Annotated in this window: 9 protein-coding genes and 2 riboswitches; of the genes, 4 read left to right on the top strand and 5 right to left on the bottom strand. The window is 62.1% G+C overall.

What is annotated here, in order from left to right:
* Positions 1-60: 60 nt before the first annotated feature.
* The 5 genes from E8L22_RS04050 to E8L22_RS04030 all read right to left on the bottom strand — a co-directional run bounded on the left by E8L22_RS04050 (position 61) and on the right by E8L22_RS04030 (position 11,866).
* Complete coding sequence (locus tag E8L22_RS04050; RefSeq protein WP_136523958.1) at positions 61-6,822, bottom strand: OmpA family protein; 6,762 nt, start codon at positions 6,820-6,822, stop codon at positions 61-63.
* A gap of 18 nt (positions 6,823-6,840) precedes the next feature.
* Entirely contained in the window at positions 6,841-8,100 is a 1,260-nt protein-coding gene (locus tag E8L22_RS04045; RefSeq protein ID WP_136523957.1) for a hypothetical protein, read from the bottom strand.
* Between the two features lie 52 nt (positions 8,101-8,152).
* A complete protein-coding gene (locus E8L22_RS04040; protein ID WP_136523956.1) occupies positions 8,153-9,592 on the bottom strand; it encodes a hypothetical protein in 1,440 nt (479 codons plus the stop codon).
* Between the two features lie 225 nt (positions 9,593-9,817).
* Positions 9,818-10,315 carry a DUF11 domain-containing protein gene (locus tag E8L22_RS04035; protein WP_136523955.1) on the bottom strand — a complete coding sequence of 166 codons (498 nt, stop codon included), beginning with the start codon at positions 10,313-10,315 and terminating at the stop codon, positions 9,818-9,820.
* 206 nt (positions 10,316-10,521) lie between these two features.
* A riboswitch (cyclic di-GMP riboswitch) is annotated at positions 10,522-10,606 on the bottom strand.
* A gap of 185 nt (positions 10,607-10,791) precedes the next feature.
* A riboswitch (cyclic di-GMP riboswitch) is annotated at positions 10,792-10,877 on the bottom strand.
* 383 nt (positions 10,878-11,260) lie between these two features.
* The gene (locus E8L22_RS04030) at positions 11,261-11,866 is read right to left on the bottom strand and encodes a hypothetical protein (RefSeq protein WP_136523954.1); all 606 of its coding nucleotides are present in this window, start codon (positions 11,864-11,866) and stop codon (positions 11,261-11,263) included.
* 373 nt (positions 11,867-12,239) lie between these two features.
* On the opposite strand from E8L22_RS04030, the gene E8L22_RS04025 reads away from it, so the two are divergent.
* The 4 genes from E8L22_RS04025 (at position 12,240) to mqnE (ending at position 16,287) form a co-directional block, all read left to right on the top strand.
* Positions 12,240-13,607, top strand: coding sequence for a UbiD family decarboxylase (locus tag E8L22_RS04025; RefSeq protein WP_136523953.1), 1,368 nt, complete (start codon positions 12,240-12,242; stop codon positions 13,605-13,607).
* 27 nt (positions 13,608-13,634) lie between these two features.
* Positions 13,635-14,504, top strand: coding sequence for a 4-hydroxybenzoate octaprenyltransferase (locus E8L22_RS04020; protein ID WP_136523952.1), 870 nt, complete (start codon positions 13,635-13,637; stop codon positions 14,502-14,504).
* Positions 14,501-15,112 carry a UbiX family flavin prenyltransferase gene (locus E8L22_RS04015; RefSeq protein ID WP_136523951.1) on the top strand — a complete coding sequence of 204 codons (612 nt, stop codon included), beginning with the start codon at positions 14,501-14,503 and terminating at the stop codon, positions 15,110-15,112. Before E8L22_RS04020 ends, E8L22_RS04015 begins: the two co-directional genes overlap by 4 nt.
* A gap of 98 nt (positions 15,113-15,210) precedes the next feature.
* The gene (gene mqnE, locus E8L22_RS04010) at positions 15,211-16,287 is read left to right on the top strand and encodes an aminofutalosine synthase MqnE (RefSeq protein WP_136523950.1); all 1,077 of its coding nucleotides are present in this window, start codon (positions 15,211-15,213) and stop codon (positions 16,285-16,287) included.
* The last annotated feature ends 22 nt before the right edge of the window (positions 16,288-16,309 follow it).

Genomic DNA, 16,309 nt, shown 5'->3' with positions numbered 1-16,309 from the left:
CGCGCCACAGCGCTTGTGTGCGGGGCAAAAGGACCAGGGGTTAGCGACTTTCTGCTGGTGTTACTCGCCGCGGTTCAGCGCGGCCAGCCCTTCCTTCACGCTGTTCTGGTCGAACTTGAAGCGGAACTGGACGAAGGGGCCCTGTGCGGTGTAGTTCGCGGCCGAGAAATCGGCATCGCGGAAACCGAGCAGGTTGTAGCCCAGGCTGAGCCAGGCATTCTGCATGACGTTACAGCCGACCGAGGCGCCCAGGCTGTAATTCGCCTGGTGTGCCTGCCAACTGTGCAGCACCGAGCTGCGTAGCCCGATGTCCCAGGTGTCGCTCAGGTCGTGGCGTCCCTCGATGCCGATGAGATCGGTGTAGCCGCTGAAATCGTCATCGTCCAGCTGTTCCAAAACGTACTTAGCGCCGTACTGCAGCGAAAGCTGGTTGCGCTTGTCCGGGCGGAAGTTGGCGTTCAGGTTGTTGATTATCCTTTTGCCCTGGGTCGAGCTCCCGCTGCTCTTGGTGTCCTTGAAGGTCAGGTCGAGGCGGTCGAGCACGATCCAGCGGGTGACCGGCGGCCGGTACGCCATCCCCAGTCGCAGGTCGGCATCGGTGGTACGGGAGCCGTCGATGCCTCTGGTCTGCAGCACCTGCAGCCTTCCGGTCCAACCCCAGTAGAGCCCCTGCTCGTTGGTAAGTCCGGAGATGAGTCCCCATTTGTCTTCGCTCTCTCCGTCGCGGTACTCGATCCGGTTGGACCACAGGAGTCTCTTCTCCTGGTAGGTGGCGCCGAGCGATACGGCGCTGAAGTCCTCGCCGCCCGAGGCGGAGGGGACCTTCGCGTCGAACTGGTAGCCGGTACTCCTGCGGATAGTCTGGTTGCGGTCGAGGCCGCCGTCGACGGACCAGAAGCTGTTTACCTGCCATTTCTGGGCGAGTCCTACGGTCGCGAAGGTTCTCTGGTCGTTCTCCTTGCGGTCGCTGCCGACCGAGCTCGAGAGGGTTCCGCCGGTCCAGGGGGTGGATTTCATCCCGACCCTGGTGGTGTTGGTGTCCGCGGCATCGCCGCTGGTGAGTTCCTGCTGGGCGAAGAGCAGCAGCGACGGTATGACCTGGAAGTCGGCGCCTAACACGGTGCGGGTCGGGTAGTCGGCGTTGTTGTTCTTGCTGAGCAGTGCCTGCTCATGCTCGGCACGCAGGGTCAGGCGCTGGTTCAAGGTCTTCCAGCTTCCCCCCACGGTACCAAGCACCGAGGTGTCGTTGTTGCCGCCTGCCAGGGTGTCGTTGGCGTAGCGCAATCCGGCTTTCCCGGTGAACTCCTTATCGGCGTAACCTGCCTGCGCCTCGACAAAATCCCTGACGCTGTCGCCGACCAGGTTGTACTGGCGGTAGAACTGGCTTTCCAGGGTGAACCTCTCGCTCAGCCGGTAGCTCCCCTCGGCGCCGAACTTGCGGGTGCCGGACTCGGTCCCCTTCTGCTGTCCCAGGCCGAACCCTTCCTGCTGTTCGCGGTAGTACGCCTTTCCCTCGAGCTTCTGGTCGAGGTGGGTGATCTCGGCCAGGTAAGCGTTGCCGCTGTCCTTCTCCAGCGGGGTGTCGCGCCTGGATGTGGCGATCTCGGCGCGCGCCTTGGTACCCGGCCCGACGTTCATGCTGGCGTCGGCGCCGTAGAGCGTGCTGTCCCCGCTTATGTGCCCCTCGCGGATGTAGCTCCCCCCGATGCGCAGGTTGCCGTCCATGAGCTTCACGCCGGCCCGCCCGCCGTAGGTGAGTGCCTCGCCGCCGGCATCGCTCACCTCGTAGTCGACGACGATGTAGACCGGATTCAACTGATCGTCCTTGCTGAAGACCGGGCTCTTGAAGAAGATGGTTCCCGCTTCGTAATCGATGCTGTAATCGATGAAGCGGCTAAGCGTGCGGCTTTCGATCACGCGTTCGCTGTGGAAGCGGTCGCGGGACTCGATGGTGATCTGTTCGGAGTTGATCACCAAGCCTTTGCGGCTCAGGCGATAAAGGCCGGAGGTGCCATCGCCGCGCAACTCGTCCTTGACGAAGGACTGGCCGGTCTCGCTGCCGAAGGCGGTCACCTCGAATTCCTTGGAGCGGTATTCGGTCTTCACGCCGTTCAGCCTGCGGCTGTAGCGGGAAAGTTCGGTGACCGAGAGGCCGGTGTCGAAGTCGCCAAAGACTGCGCTGAACTGGTCGCGCTCCACCTTCAGGAACAGTTTCCTCTGGCTGGAGGCGTCGTAAGCCTGGGCCGTCGCGTCACCGTAGAGCGTGTAGAAGGCGTTCGGGTCGATGTTCTGGAACAGCGAGTTCCCGTTCGGGCCGGTGCTCTTCTTGGCGCTGTCGTAGGACATGGTGAGGAGCCACTCCCCCTTGACGCTTCCCTTGGCGTAGAAGGCGAGGCGCTCGTCGTCGTAGAGGTGCTCGTCTGCCCCTGCATCCTTGAGGTTCTGCATATGGCCGGTCACGGTGTTGTAGCCGACGGTTCCTTCGGCGAGGCCGACCAGGATCCAGTCGCGCATCTTAGGCTTCACGTAGGTCTCTACATCCAGGGTCGCCTTGTTGTAGGAGAGCTGGGTGCGATACGCGCCGCTTGCGGTAACCGGCTGGAACTTGATCCACCCTTGGGCATCCACCGAGGCGAGGCCGCTGCCTGCGCTGACCGCGATGGTGCCGGGCTCGATGTAGGGGCGCAGCTCCCCCCCCTTCAGTGCGAGCTGGGCGTTTGCCGGGACCGGCTTGCCGTCCTGGTCCATGAGCTCGATGCGCACCATGACCGGGGTCCTGCCGTCAGCGACGTTACCGTCCGCCGAGACGAGGCGCAGAGCGGCAATCTCGCCTGTCCTGATCACTTTCACGCTCTGGTCGAAGCGAACAGTGCCGAAGGTGTCCGTCCCCTTGAGCCGGAGGATGTGCTCCCCCTTGTCACCAAAGTCCAAGCCGATGAAGGTGTAGAGGCTCTTGTCGCTCTCCCTGTCTTTCAGCTTGAAGCCGATTTTCTCTGCGGGGATGGTCTGGCCGTCCAGGATGAGCACAGGGGTGAGGGCCGAGTTGAGCACGACCTGAACCGCGTTGATCTGGGAGGCGAGCACGGTGCCGTCGGCGAGGGACAGGATCCCTTCCTTGTCGGTTACGTGCAGGTCGTTCGCCTTCTCTTGGCCGGCGTCGGCCTTTCCTTTGGCGACTTTTTCCTCGAACTCGACGCTGGTCTCCTCGTTCATCTTTGCCGGGGTCGGTGCCGCCTGGGGCTGCGACGCGACATCGGGGCGGTTGATATCGTCCATGCTGTCGGAGAGTTCCGCAGTGGCGCTGAGAGTCTTGATCGCCTTACCGTCGGCGTCGCAGATCCGGACGGTGACGTTGGTGTTGGAGTTCTCCTCCTTGACGTCGGGGTCGAGGAGCGACTGCAGGCGCAGGTCGAATTTGCCGTCCTTCGGGAGCTTTTCGAAGTGGTAAATCAGTTCGGTGTCGGTGACTTTCGGGTCAGCGGTTTCGCTCGCGCACAGGCGGGAGGTGCCGTTCATGTAGAGGAGGCTCTTCGGGAGCGCGAGGTTCACCGTGACGTTCTTGAGCGCCTGGTCCATGCCGGCCAGCTTGATGCGGTGGTGCACAACACCCTCGTTAAGGGCTGAGTAGAGCTCGACGCGCTCTGCCTTAAGGGCTGCGGCAGCAGGCGCCGCAGCTGTCGTAGCTGTCGGACTGGTCGGACTGGTCGGACTGGTCGGACTGGTCGGACTGGTCGGATGCGCGGCAGTTGCCGGAGCTACCTGGGCTACTGTCGCTGCTGTCGCTGCTGTCGCTGCCGGTACGGTTGTGGCGACCGGTGCGGGTGCGGGTGCAGCCGCGGATGCCCCAGCCGGTATGGCTGCCGGTTTGCTACCGGCCAACGGCTGCTTCTTCACGCCGCTTCTGTCTTTCACCATGGTCACCCGGCTCGTCTGCACCTGTCGGGAGAGCGAGACCTTCACTTCCACGCGACGGTTCTGCGCGCGCCCGGCTTCGCTCCTGTTGCTTGCTACCGGCTCCTTCTCGCCCCGGCCGGTAAGATAAAGCGCCTCGGGCGGTAGGTGCAGCGCGGCGGTCAGGTAACGCCCGACGTTCTTCGCGCGGGCGAAGGAAAGGGCGGTGTTGTCCGCATAGACGGCGCGGCTGCGCGGGGAGATGCGGACCTGGTCGGTGTGCCCGGTTACGTCGATCCGGTCGATATTGTATTGCTTGAGTAGGTCGGCCAGCGCTGCGAGCTGCTTGCGGTCCTCTTCGTTGAGCTCGGCGCCGAAGGTCGGGAAGTGCGGGCGCAGCACCATCGGCGGAAGCGAAACGCGGCTTTCTTCGCGTACGAGAGAGAGGACGTTGTCTGTCTCAGGGGCGGCAACACCTTTCGCGTCTGGGGTGTCAAAGGACAGGGTCGCCCTCGTCTGCAGGGCTCCTTGCGCTGCACCGTCGATGCCTGCCTTGAAACGGAGTTCTTTGACCCAAGCGGCGTCGGCAGCACCGAGATCGAAGATGAGGCGGTTTCCGGTGTTCTCGGGGTCGGGGTGCGGGAGGCCGCCCAGGTTGCTGCTTCCCTTGCGGTAGCTCACTCCCTGCGGGAGAAGAACGGCGAGACGCAGCTTCTGCAGGGGGACGCCGGCAGCCTGCATCGGTATCCGGTACTCAATTACTTCACCGCTTTGGGAGCTGATCATCTCCAGAGCGACTTCGCCTTGATATCTCGGGTCTTCCACTGGCGGCGCTGCGGTGACCGTGGATGCCGTGGATGCCGTGGACGCGGTTGCCGTGGCCGTGGATGCCGTTGCCTTGGGCGCGCTTGCAGCAGAGGTGGTTACTGCGGACGCGGTGGCTGGGGCGGACGCGCTGGTTTTCTCGGCGGTTACGGTCGGCACTGCGTCTGCGGTGGCGCCCTTGTTACCCAGCCGGGAGAGGTAGAAGTCGGTGCGCCACATGGTGCCGCCTTGCATCTCGGCAAACTGCGAGTAAGCGCGCCCGGCGAAACGGCTGTTCTTCTCGCACTGCTGCACCTGGTAACCCTCGGGGAGGGAGTCGATGTCGAGCTGCACTACGTGCGTGCCCGAGGCCACTCCCTCGAAGTGGAACATGCCGCGCTTGTCACTCACCACGAAGGTGCCGTCCTCAAGGTAGATCCCGACTCCTTCCATCCCTTTCTTGTTGTCCTCAGGGTTCTCGCCGCAGGCGCCCACGAAGACGCGCCCCATGATGATGTTGCGGCTCTGCATGAACGGCTCCTGCACCGTTACGGAAGCGGTGGCCGGTGTCGCGCTGACGGCGGGTGTGCTTGTGGCCGAAGCGATGTTCACCGCGGTGCCGGGTCTCGCGCTTGTACCGACCACGACGACATAACGCAGAAGTGCCGTGCTCTGCGGACCGAGGTCGCCGATCCTGAAGGTCAGCGTGCTGCCGTCGGCGGAGATCGCGGGATCTGCCACGGCGGAGCCGTTCAGGCGGACGGACCCCTTCTGGTAGCGGAACCCGGCGGGGAGCTTGTCGGTGATCACGGTGTTGAAGACGGTGCCGACCGAGTCGGTGTTCTGCACCGCGACGTCGTAGCTCAGGTACTCGCCGGTGGAAACGATGCTCTTGCCGGCATTCTTCTTGAGCCAGAGGGTGCCGATCTTCGGATCGATCGGTAGGTCGACGCGTATCGCGGGGCCTGCCGGTACCACGAAGACCTCACCGCGCGAACCGGGCTCCAGGATCTTGTACGGCGCCCCGGAGAGGGTTTGCAGCTTCGCGGTGTCGACCGTGGAGGGGGCGGTGTAGCGGTCCGGCGCCGTGACCTTGAGGATGTAGTTGCCCGGAGCGACGTACGGGAAACGGTATCCCCCCGGGCTGAAAGCGTAGGTTCTCCCCTCGCTGTCGTGGGCGATACCGCCGGATACGACCTTGTTCGGGAAGAGGTTGCCGGCGACACCGTTGTCGCCCAGGACCGTGGCGCCAAGCCCGGTGCCGGCGTCGATGAGTTCTACGGTGACACCGTCGACTGGTCGTCCGGTCACTGAATCGAAGACGATACCGAAGGGGTCGACGATGGCGGCGGCCGCGGAGCTGTCACTGCCGTCCACCTTGTCGACATACCGTGCCCTTATGTCGGAGGCCTCGGCCACGCTGAGGACACCGTTGCCGGCAACGCCCGTCTGGGACGTAGTCTGGATGTAGCCGACGAAGATGCCGGTATCAGGACCGGTTTCCGTGAGCAGCAGGTTTTCGCTGTCGCCGGTAGCGGGATCGGTGATCGTCACCTTCACACTTTCGGCGCTTTCCCTATCCAGGTTCTGGTCCGGATCGGTGATCCTGACGAAGAGGGGCTCACCGGCGTGGAATGTGTCGGAAGCGGATAGTTGCACCGGCGCGGAGAGGTCGATCGTGCTCTCGGTTCCAGAGGTGACCGGTGCGGCGAGCTTGGCGAGCGTGCCGGTCGCGTCGTAGAAGGAGGTGACAGGGACGGTGACGCTGCTTGCACCGGTCACGCCTGGTGAGTACTTGAGAAACTCCGCGGTCGAACTGGTGCGCGCCATCACCGTCACCGTTACCTGGGTCGTAACTTCCGGAAGCTGGCTGCAACTGAAAGTGGCGCGGTTCACGATCTGAACGCCGTTCACGGCGGCCAGGCCCTCCCTTCCCCCGAACAGCAGGAGAAGGGAGAGGATGAGAAGTGTCAGCGAGGCAGGGATGTGGCGCAGCTTCGGACGCAACTCTAGCGCAGCCCGCGGCGCAGACGCACCGCGACTAGGCCGGCGACCACTGGCGCCGGCAAGTTCCCCGGCCCGAAGGCCGGAGAGACTGCTCAAGATGTTGCAGATCCGTTTCATCATCACGCTGCCGTTATGCTCCTACTTGATCTTCACGCGGTAAGCCACGGCAATCCCTTTGCCTTTCGGGATGGTCCCGGCGGTGGTGGCGTTGGCGCCATCTCCGACGTTGACGATCAGGTTCGGGGAGTTGCCTGCTACGTAGCTCGCCTGGTTGGCGCCGACGGCGCCGGCGGCGATGGTGGAAGCGGCGGCGTTGGTGTCTATGTAGAAGATCGCACGGGAGCCGGTGTAGGCCGGCAGCGGATCGGTCACGTAGGCGGTCGGAATGTGGTCCGAGACGGCGCACGTGGTGAGGTCGAAGGTGCTGGCCCCGCTGTTGGACACCTCGATGACGTACTCGATCACGTCGTCAGGTTTCCCGGTGACCCCGCCGGTGAAGTAGGGAAGCGAGCCCGCGCCGGTGTTCCCCTCGATGGAGGAGTTGTAGTGCGGGGTGCCGCTGCCGGTGACCGGCGACGACACGTTCCTGGAGTACTTCTGGAATGTGATGGTCGGAGGCGTGGAGGTCCACTTGTCCGCCGGCGCGGTGGTGGCGGAATTGGTCGGGAAGTTGGTCGCGGTGACCTCCGCCTTCACCGTGGTGGTGATGTCCAGGCCGAGCGTGGCGATGGTGCCGGGCTTCGCGGTGAGGGTAACCTCCTGGCGCTCGCCGACCTGCACGCCCGCACTGAGGACGTCGGTAGAGGCGATCGCCTGGGTGTTGGCCCAGTTGATGGTGAAGGTGTTGTTGGCCGAGTTGTACTGGGTCGACGTCACCTTTGGGGTGTAGGTGTGGTTGTTCACCGTGAAGACGATGATGTCGTTCACGGCGATGCCGTTCACCTCGGCGTCGGCGGTGATGGCACCCCCGATCGGGGCCGGGACCACGATGGAGGTGGTGGTACCGGTGCCGGCGGTGATGGTCGCACCGAGTTTGATGCTCGTGCCGCCGGTAACGGTTGCACCGGTGGTGTTGCTCGCAGCTGCCACTGACGGGGTAACCGTGTAGTCGGCCGGGCCGTTCGCGGACGAGGTCACGGTGACCGTGTTCGAGATTGCGGGGGTATCGGGGCCCTGGTAGGCGCCGCTGCCGCTGGTGATGGTGACGTTGGGGAGCGACGGTACCAGGTCGACCTTGACCGTGACCGAGCTCTCGGCGGTGAGCCCCCCGTTATAGGAAAGGACCGCCTTGTTCACGATGGCGGTATTGGCAGCTGTGCTGGCGAACGCAGCCTGGGCGCACAACACCGCCGTAGCGGCCAGCGCAGGCGCCAGCCACTTCTTGCCGAAAAACTTCATGGGATGCCTCCTGCGGCGTCCCGGTCACCGTAGCGGCCGGGACGCCGGACGGTTAGTCGATCTTGACCTGATAGAGGATGGTGTAGGTATCAAGCCAAGTGCCGCCTTTGGTCGTGCACTCGCTCTGCGTTGCCGCAGTGGCGCTGCTGCAGGAAGGTACTGTTCCGCCAGCGGACTGGCTGGAGGTATCGCCCAGGTAGAAGTTTATGGCCCTGTTCGTATCGGTCGGGACTGCATCGCCGAAGCCGGTATTGATGGAAGTCGGCTGCCCCTCAGCGTCCACGGCCGTGGTGACCGTCACGCTTTTGCCGAGGGAGTCGGTGATGGTTGCGAAGTTGTTGCCGTTGGTAACGAGCGTGGTGTAGGCCGGGACTGCGTCCTTGATGCTGACCTTCGCTGCCTGTCCGCCGATGTTCTTGACGGTGATCTTGTATTCAAGGATGTCACCCGGGTTGCCGGTTGCGGTCCCGCCCCAAACGCCGCCGGCGGTGTTGCGCACCTGTTTCTGGATGGAGAGCTGGCTGCGCTTGTAGAAGCTTGCGGTGCAGGTGAGGTCGGTGCTCTTAGTACCGTTGGTGGCAGTGAGGGTGTAGCCGACCAGACCATCATTGGTAATGCTCGATGCGCTGGCTTTGACGTCGACCTTTACCAGCACCATTTCTCCGACCGGCACTCCCATGGTGGGAGCGGTGGCCGGGGTGGTGAAGGCCGGTGCGATGCTGTTGCCGCCGAAGGTGAACGTAGAACCGTTGAGTGTCACGGTGGTGTTTTCGTAAGCACCCAGTTTCAGGGAGCCTTTCACCTCAGGTTTTGCGTCGGATAACGCACCGGTGGTGTAGCCGGTGACTCCGTCGTTGTTGTCGTAGGTGGCCGGTGATCCAGGGGTAACTGCAAGGACCTTGTAGGCGCGTTTCACCTTGCCGCTGCCTTCTGCTACTTCCACGAGGACTATGTCGTTCTGCTCAAAGCCGCTCAGCGAGCCGCCCGGGAAGAGAAGGGTGTCAGCCGCGCTCACGCCGACCGGGATGGCGCTGCCGAGGATCCTGGAGCCGGGGTTAACCGTCTCAACACCGCCGTTGTAGGTCAGTGTGGTGTAGGTCCTGGTGATGTCTGTTACGTTTGCGGTGGTGCTGGGGGTGTTGTCTCCCATGGTGAGGGTATAGGTGTCCGCGCCGTTGGCCGTTGCGCTAAGGGCGTAGATCGCGGAAACCGTACCGCCGGACACGGTATCCACGGTGCCAAGGCAGCCAAGGCCGCCTACCGTGCCGTTGGAAGGGGCGGTGGTCGCATTAAGTGCCGACTGCACCAGGTTTACCGTGGTGGTGGTGGAGGCTGCTGCGGTGAATTTGTTGTTGCCGCTGGTGTCGCTGTAGGTGACTTCGACTACGTTGACCACTTTAGCGCCGGCGGAAGTGTTGGCGAGTGCCGTGGCGGGAACGGCGGCTGCCGCCACGGCGCTGAGCGCCAGGACGGCAAAAAGGTTGCGTTTCATAAGATCTCCTTTTGTACTGCTTCATTTCAATAAAAAATAAAAGGTCCTGCTGTTACTGCTGTTACTGCTGTTACTGCTGTTACTGCTGTTACTGCTGTTACTGCTGATTCTGCTGATTCTGCTGATTCTGCTGATTCTGTGGGGCTTCGGTTTAGTCTTGTGTCATATGCCTCCTTTGTACGTAACTTGTCGTTTTGTTTTCCTCTAGTCGTTCTGCGTTGATAACTATTTCACTTTTACCTTAAAGCTGACCGATCCCTTGCCACCTGCAGGCACCTGGGGGATGGTCCAGCGCACATCGGTATAATCGTCCGGGGACGCCACCTTCTTCTCCGGTTTCCCGGTGCTCCCCTTCACCTCGTAGGTGAGCAGTGTCGGCTTCTTGAAGGTTTTCCCCTTGTCGATGGAGAATGAGAGGTCGCCGGTCTCGCTCGCGCTGCCTGGGATGTACGAGGTCCCGGCAGGGATCGGATCACTGATGATCACGTCTTTGGCGGCATCGGTACCGGAGTTGACGTAGTTGAGGGTGTAGATGATCTCCTCGCCCGGCTGCACTCCTTTGGCCGCGACCCGTTTCTTAACCTGTTTCCCCTTGGCGGTGACACTCACCTCTTTCTCGGCCTTGATGGTGATGGCCACCTTGGGCTGCGCCCATGCGGACAGCGGCATTGCCGCCAGTATCAAACCTACGGCGCCTGCGAATAACCTACTGGTTCTTTTCATTTCTTCTCCTTGTTGTGCTCGTTGTGCTCTTGTTTTTGCACGGATTAGTTTTTCTTTGTTTTCGTCATAAGTGTCGCTTATACGGCTATTTGCTGAGTTTCATGTTTCTGATACAAAAATACCCGTCTGCATATGAAAATGGAGACGGGCATCTCTGTCCGGTGGGAAAGCGCAGCTTTCCCTTGCGGGCCTGACTCCAGATGCTCTTCGGTAGCCCGGCTATCCCTTGCTGCTCGCAGTGGACCCGTGGCTTTGCGTCGCCGGATTGCTCCGGGTTTGCCGTTATCGGAGTAAGCTATGTCTTTAGGTGAGCTATGGAACCATGCCTTCCTTTGATCGGTTGAAAACTTTATAAGCCAGCTTTCACGCTTTCATACTTATGATACAAAAATACCCGTCTGCATATAAATGGAGACGGGCATCTCTATCCGGTGGGAAAGCGCAGCTTTCCCTTGCGGGCCTGACTCCAGATGCTCTTCGGTAGCCCGGCTATCCCCTGCTTGCTTGCAGTGGACCCGTGGCTTTGCGTCGCCGGATTGCTCCGGGTTTGCCGTTATCGGAGTAAGCTATGTCTTTAGGTGAGCTATGGAACCATGCCTTCCTTTGATTAGTTGGAAACTGGTTATACCAATATTGTCGAGTGGTTACGGCGTCGATCTCCAGGGGCACTTCCGAGTGTGCTTAGATGTCCGCCATCTTATGTCCTACAAAATCGCGCCACAATACCAAATTGCTTGAAAAATATAAAGTTATTTTTCCAATGAGAGGTAGGGCGGATGCGTTGGCGCATCTGTCTTGCCGCTGCGACGGGTGGCACCCTGCTTCATTCATGAGTCGGCTTTCGATCAAGGGGGCTGGCTGGAGGGCAAAAAGAAACCGCCGTCGGCAGTGTTGCTGCCGACGGCGGTGGTTTATCAGGCTTTTTATGGGGCGGTGAACGTTTGGTTAAGGGGCCGGTGCCGGGCCGTAGCTGTCGATCACGAAGTCGAAGCTCGCGGCGATCGTGTAGGTAGGCTTGGCCGGGTTGTTGTCGTCTTCGATTATCGCGTTGTAGCTGCCGCTCACCCTGTCCCCGGTGTTGTTGCCGTAACGGGTGAAGCTGATCGTGCCGCCGATCGTTCTGATCAGGGTAGAAGGTTGCCCGTTGAGGAAGTAGACGCTGCCGGGGAAGGCCGGGGCCGCTCCACCGCTCCCCAAGGAGTACACCACCTGCGGCGTGATCGCTGCACCCGGGTCGATGTCGATGCGGGTGACCGTCTTGTAGTCCGGATCGGTGAGGCTCGTCGCGATGGCGGCGCGGAACACGATGCCGAGATCGGATTTGCTAGAGGAGAGGTAAGTCGCCTTTACCAGCCCGTAGCCGTCGCTCGTGATGGTGTAGGAGTTGCTCGGCGCGGTCGGAGTCGTGTCGACACCTGCAGGGGCGCTGCTGCCTCCGCCACCGCCGCAGCCGGCGAGGACCACCAAGGCAATCGAGAGAAGAAGCGCCCTGGTCCTGGCGCTGAATGAGCTTTTGCGGAATGTGTAGTTTGTGGTGGTGTAGGTGTTCATGGAAGCCCCCCCTGTTTACGTGGTTGCTACCTCTATTACATACACGGTGCCAGAATTTTCTCATGTGAAAGAATCGTCGTATGTAGTTCACTTATCGGCATTAATTTGTGTGAACTGGAGAAATTTTGCTCGCTATTTTCAAAAAGTTGATGTGCAGCGTTTGCGCAGCTTTGAGGGGTGCTGTACTAAACTTGGCTAGCAGCACGTCCTGCCCAAGTCCAGGGCGAAGGCTCATGAACAGCTGCGCATTCCGGAGACTGAGACTGGGGGTGCGCGGGAGGCTTTGGGCGCCCTGGTCTGGGGGAAGAAAAACGTTGTCATCGCCCAGTGGAAGTGTTAAAAACTTGCAGTTCAGGTTATTTGCGGAGTGTGCATGGCCATCAGGGACTTACGCGGCTTTCTTGCCGAGCTGGACGCGGCGGGAGAACTGCAGCGGGTGGATGCGGAGGTCGATCCCGAACTGGAGATCGCCTGCATCACGGATCGCCAGAGCAAGCTCCCCAACGGCGGCAAGGCGCTTCTCTTTGAGAGCGTGAAGGGAAGTTCACACCCGCTGGCAACAAACCTCTTCGGCTCACCCCTGCGGATGGCGCTCGCGCTCCAGGTTGAGAACCTCTCCCAACTGACCGGCAAGATGGAACACCTGCTTGAATCTCCGGACCTGGCCCCGGCGCCGCGTTTGGTGCGGCACCCTTCCTGTCAGGAAGTGGTCTGTCGTACACCGGACTTGGGACGTTACCCTTTCCTGAAGAGCTGGCCCGGCGAGCAAGGGCGCTTCATCACCCTTCCCCTAGTCTTCACGCGCGACCACGACACCGGCGCCGCCAACTGCGGCATGTACCGGGTTCGCATCTTCGATGAGCGGTCCGCGGGGATTCGGTGGAAGCCGGGAAGCGGTGGGCATGCGCACTGGCAAAAGTACCTCGATGCCGGCAAACCCATGCCGGTCGCCATCGCGGTAGGTGCGGCTCCAGCACTGACCCTGGCTGCCGCGCTCCCCCTGCCGCAAGGAGTGGACGAGGTTACTTTCGCCGGCTACCTGGAAGGGGCGCCGGTGGAGATGTCGCGCTGCCTCGATTCGGATCTCCTGGTTCCGGCCTTCGCCGAGATGGTGATCGAAGGGGTCATCGAGCCGGGCGCGACCCGGGGCGAGGGGCCTTTCGGGAACCACACCGGCGCATACGATCCGGGGGAAGAGGTCCCGCTGCTGCGGGTAACCTGCATCACCCACAGGAAAGATCTCATCTGCCAGGCCACCGTGGTCGGACCTCCGCCCATGGAAGACTGCTACCTCGCCAAGGCCGGCGAGCGGCTGCTGCTCCCGCTTTTGCGGCGCGATTGTCCCGAGATAGTCGACTTGGTCATGCCTTTGGAGGGGATCTTTCACGGCTGCGCCATCGTCGCCATCGAAAAGAAGGCGCCGGGGGACGGGCGACGGGTCCTGGAGAGGCTGCGCAGCGAGGGATGGCTGAAACGGGGAAAACTCCTGGTGGTCGTGGATAGGCCGGAAGGGGAGCTGACCCTTGCGGAAGGGTTTTGGCAGGCGCTGAATTCGGTTCAATTTCCGCGCGACCTGGTGGTGACGCCCGACGGCTGCCTCGGGGTCGACGCGACAGGCAAGCTTCCGGAGGAAGGGGGGCTTGCATCGGATAAATTACGGCAGGACGCATCGATAAGCGCCCGAGTGGAGAAGAGGTGGCGTGAGTACGGCTTCTTCGACAGCGACGGGCGGGAAAGGTAGTTCATGAGCAGTCACGCAGGAGTAGAGATGACGATATACGCCAGGGTAAGAATTTTCCTGGAGATGATAAAGTTCAGCCACACCATTTTCGCGCTTCCCTTCGCCTTCACCGGTGCCGTACTGGCCGCCCGTGGGGTGCCGACGCTGGCCCAGGTGGGGTGGATCATCCTCGCCATGGTCGGGGCGCGTACCGCAGCCATGGGGCTCAACCGGGTGATCGACGCCGAGATCGACGGCAGAAACCCGCGCACCGCGGGGCGCGCCATTCCGGCGGGCCTTCTGGGGCGCGGCGCCGTGCTCTTTTTCATCGCCATTTCCGTGCTGCTCATGCTTTTTGCGGCGCGCATGCTGAACCCGCTCTGCCTCTACCTTTCACCGGTGGCACTCGGTTTCATCCTGCTCTACTCGTACTGCAAGCGCTTTACCTCGCTGGCACACGTGGTCCTGGGCATCTGCCTTGCCGGGGCACCGCTCGGTGCATGGATCGCCATTCGCGGCAGCGCCGATCTCCCCGCCTTCCTGCTTGCCTTCGCCGTGCTGTTCTGGGTGGCCGGTTTCGACATCCTCTACGCGCTGCAGGACATGGACTTCGACCGCGCAAGCGGGCTGCATTCCATTCCGGCGAGGCTAGGCGTCAACGGGTCGCTCTGGACCTCGCGCATCTTCCATGTCGTTTCCTGTCTTTTCCTGATCGGCCTTTATTCCCACCTCGGGCTCGGCCATTTCTTCCTGGCCGGTGTGGTCGCCACCTGCGGAATGCTGCTGTATGAGCATTACCTGTTGCGCGGCGGGGACCTCGCCTGTCTCGATGCCGCCTTCTTCAACATGAACGGTTACATCAGCGTGACCCTCTTTTTCGCCACGTTGCTGGACACGATGACCGCGGGTGCGCTGTGAGTAAGCGGCACTTCGTCGTCGCCATAACCGGTGCCTCCGGCAGTGTGTACGGGCTTAGGGTTGTCGAGGAACTGCTCAAGGGGGGTGCCCGGGTCAGCGTCCTGCTCACCGCGGCGGGGTTCACCGTCCTGCGCGAGGAGTGCGGGCTTTCCTGGGGCGGGACGGCCGCAGAGGTGCAGGAACAGTTGCGCGGCTGGCTGGGGTATGAGGGTGACGGGCTGCGTTACTACGCCAGCGATGACCTTTTCGCCCCCATCGCCAGCGGTTCCTCCGCGCCGGATGCCATGATCGTGGTGCCATGTTCCATGGGGACGCTCTCCCGCATCAGTTGCGGCAACGCGGGCAACCTGCTCGAGCGTGCCGCCGACGTGATGCTCAAGGAGGGGCGCCCGCTCGTGCTGGTACCCCGTGAGACCCCCTTCAACGCGATACACCTGGAGCACATGCTGAAGCTCTCCCGGTTGGGTGTGCGCATCGTCCCCGCGATGCCCGGCTTCTACCACAAGCCGCAAAGCCTTGAGGATCTGGTGGACTTCGTGGTGGGGAAGGTGCTGGACAGCGTGCAGGTCGAGCACGATCTCTTCAAGCGCTGGGGTGCTGAAGCATAGCGGGCTTGTGAGCTGGGCCCTTCAAACCCGTCCGACTGTCCGACTGGTCCGACTGGTCCGACTGGTCCGACGTCCGACAAGAAAGGAAAAAAGCAGCTATGAATTTTGCAGCGATAGCAGAAAAAGTAAATTCCGGAGTGCGCATCGACGAAGCCGAGGCGCTCTTTCTCTTTGAGTACCCCGACCTCTTGGCGCTTGGTGAACTGGCCCAGACCGTGAACGAGCGGCGCAACGGCCGCAAGGTCTTCTTCAACGTCAACCGCCACATCAACCACACCAACATCTGCGTGAACCGCTGCCGCTTCTGCGCCTTCTTCAGAAGGCCCGGCGAGAAGGGCGCCTACCTGATGTCCATGGACGAGGTGCGTGCCCGGGCCGAGGAGGCGCTGCAGCAGGGGGCTACCGAGATCCACGTAGTCGGGGGGCTGCACCCCGATCTACCCTTCGAGTTCTATCTGGAACTGCTCGCTACCATCAAGGCGGTCTCCCCCGACCTCCACGTGAAGGCCTTCACCGCGGTCGAGATCGCTTACCTTGCCGACCTTGCCAAGCTCACCATCCCGCAGACCCTCGAGAAGCTCAAAGAGGCCGGGCTCGGTTCGCTTCCCGGCGGCGGCGCCGAGATCTTCGCCCCGGAAATCCGCAACCAGCTCTGCCCCGAGAAGATTAGCGGCGCAGAGTGGCTCTCGATCATGAAACAGGTGCACGAGGCAGGGCTGAAGTCGAACGCCACCATGCTCTACGGGCACCTGGAGAGCGTTGCCGACCGCGTCGATCACATGCGTCAGTTGAGGGAGCTGCAAGACGTAACCGGCGGCTTCCAGGTTTTCATCCCGCTTGCCTTCCAGCCCGAGCACTCGCAGCTTAAGATCGGCGGAAGCGGCACGAGCGGCGTCGACGACCTGCGGACCCTGGCGGTCGGCCGCATCTATCTCGACAACTTCGCCAACGTGAAGGCCTACTGGGTCATGCTCGGAGAGAAGATCGCGCAGGTCGCGCTCTGCTTCGGCGTCAACGACCTCGACGGGACCGTGGTAGAGGAACGCATCGGCCACGATGCCGGCGCCGAGACGCCGCAGGCGATGAGCCGCGACGCTATCGTCGCCATGATCCGCAAGGCGGGGCGCACCCCGGTCGAGCGCGACACGCTCTACCGCGAACTGCGCGTTTACTAGCATCCCCGTCCACGGTCGGTCC

Source organism: Geomonas ferrireducens, from assembly GCF_004917065.1.
In the GTDB taxonomy this organism is placed as follows: domain Bacteria; phylum Desulfobacterota; class Desulfuromonadia; order Geobacterales; family Geobacteraceae; genus Geomonas; species Geomonas ferrireducens.
Note: the sequence above shows the minus strand (reverse complement) of the source record. Positions and strands in the feature narration are given on the sequence as shown.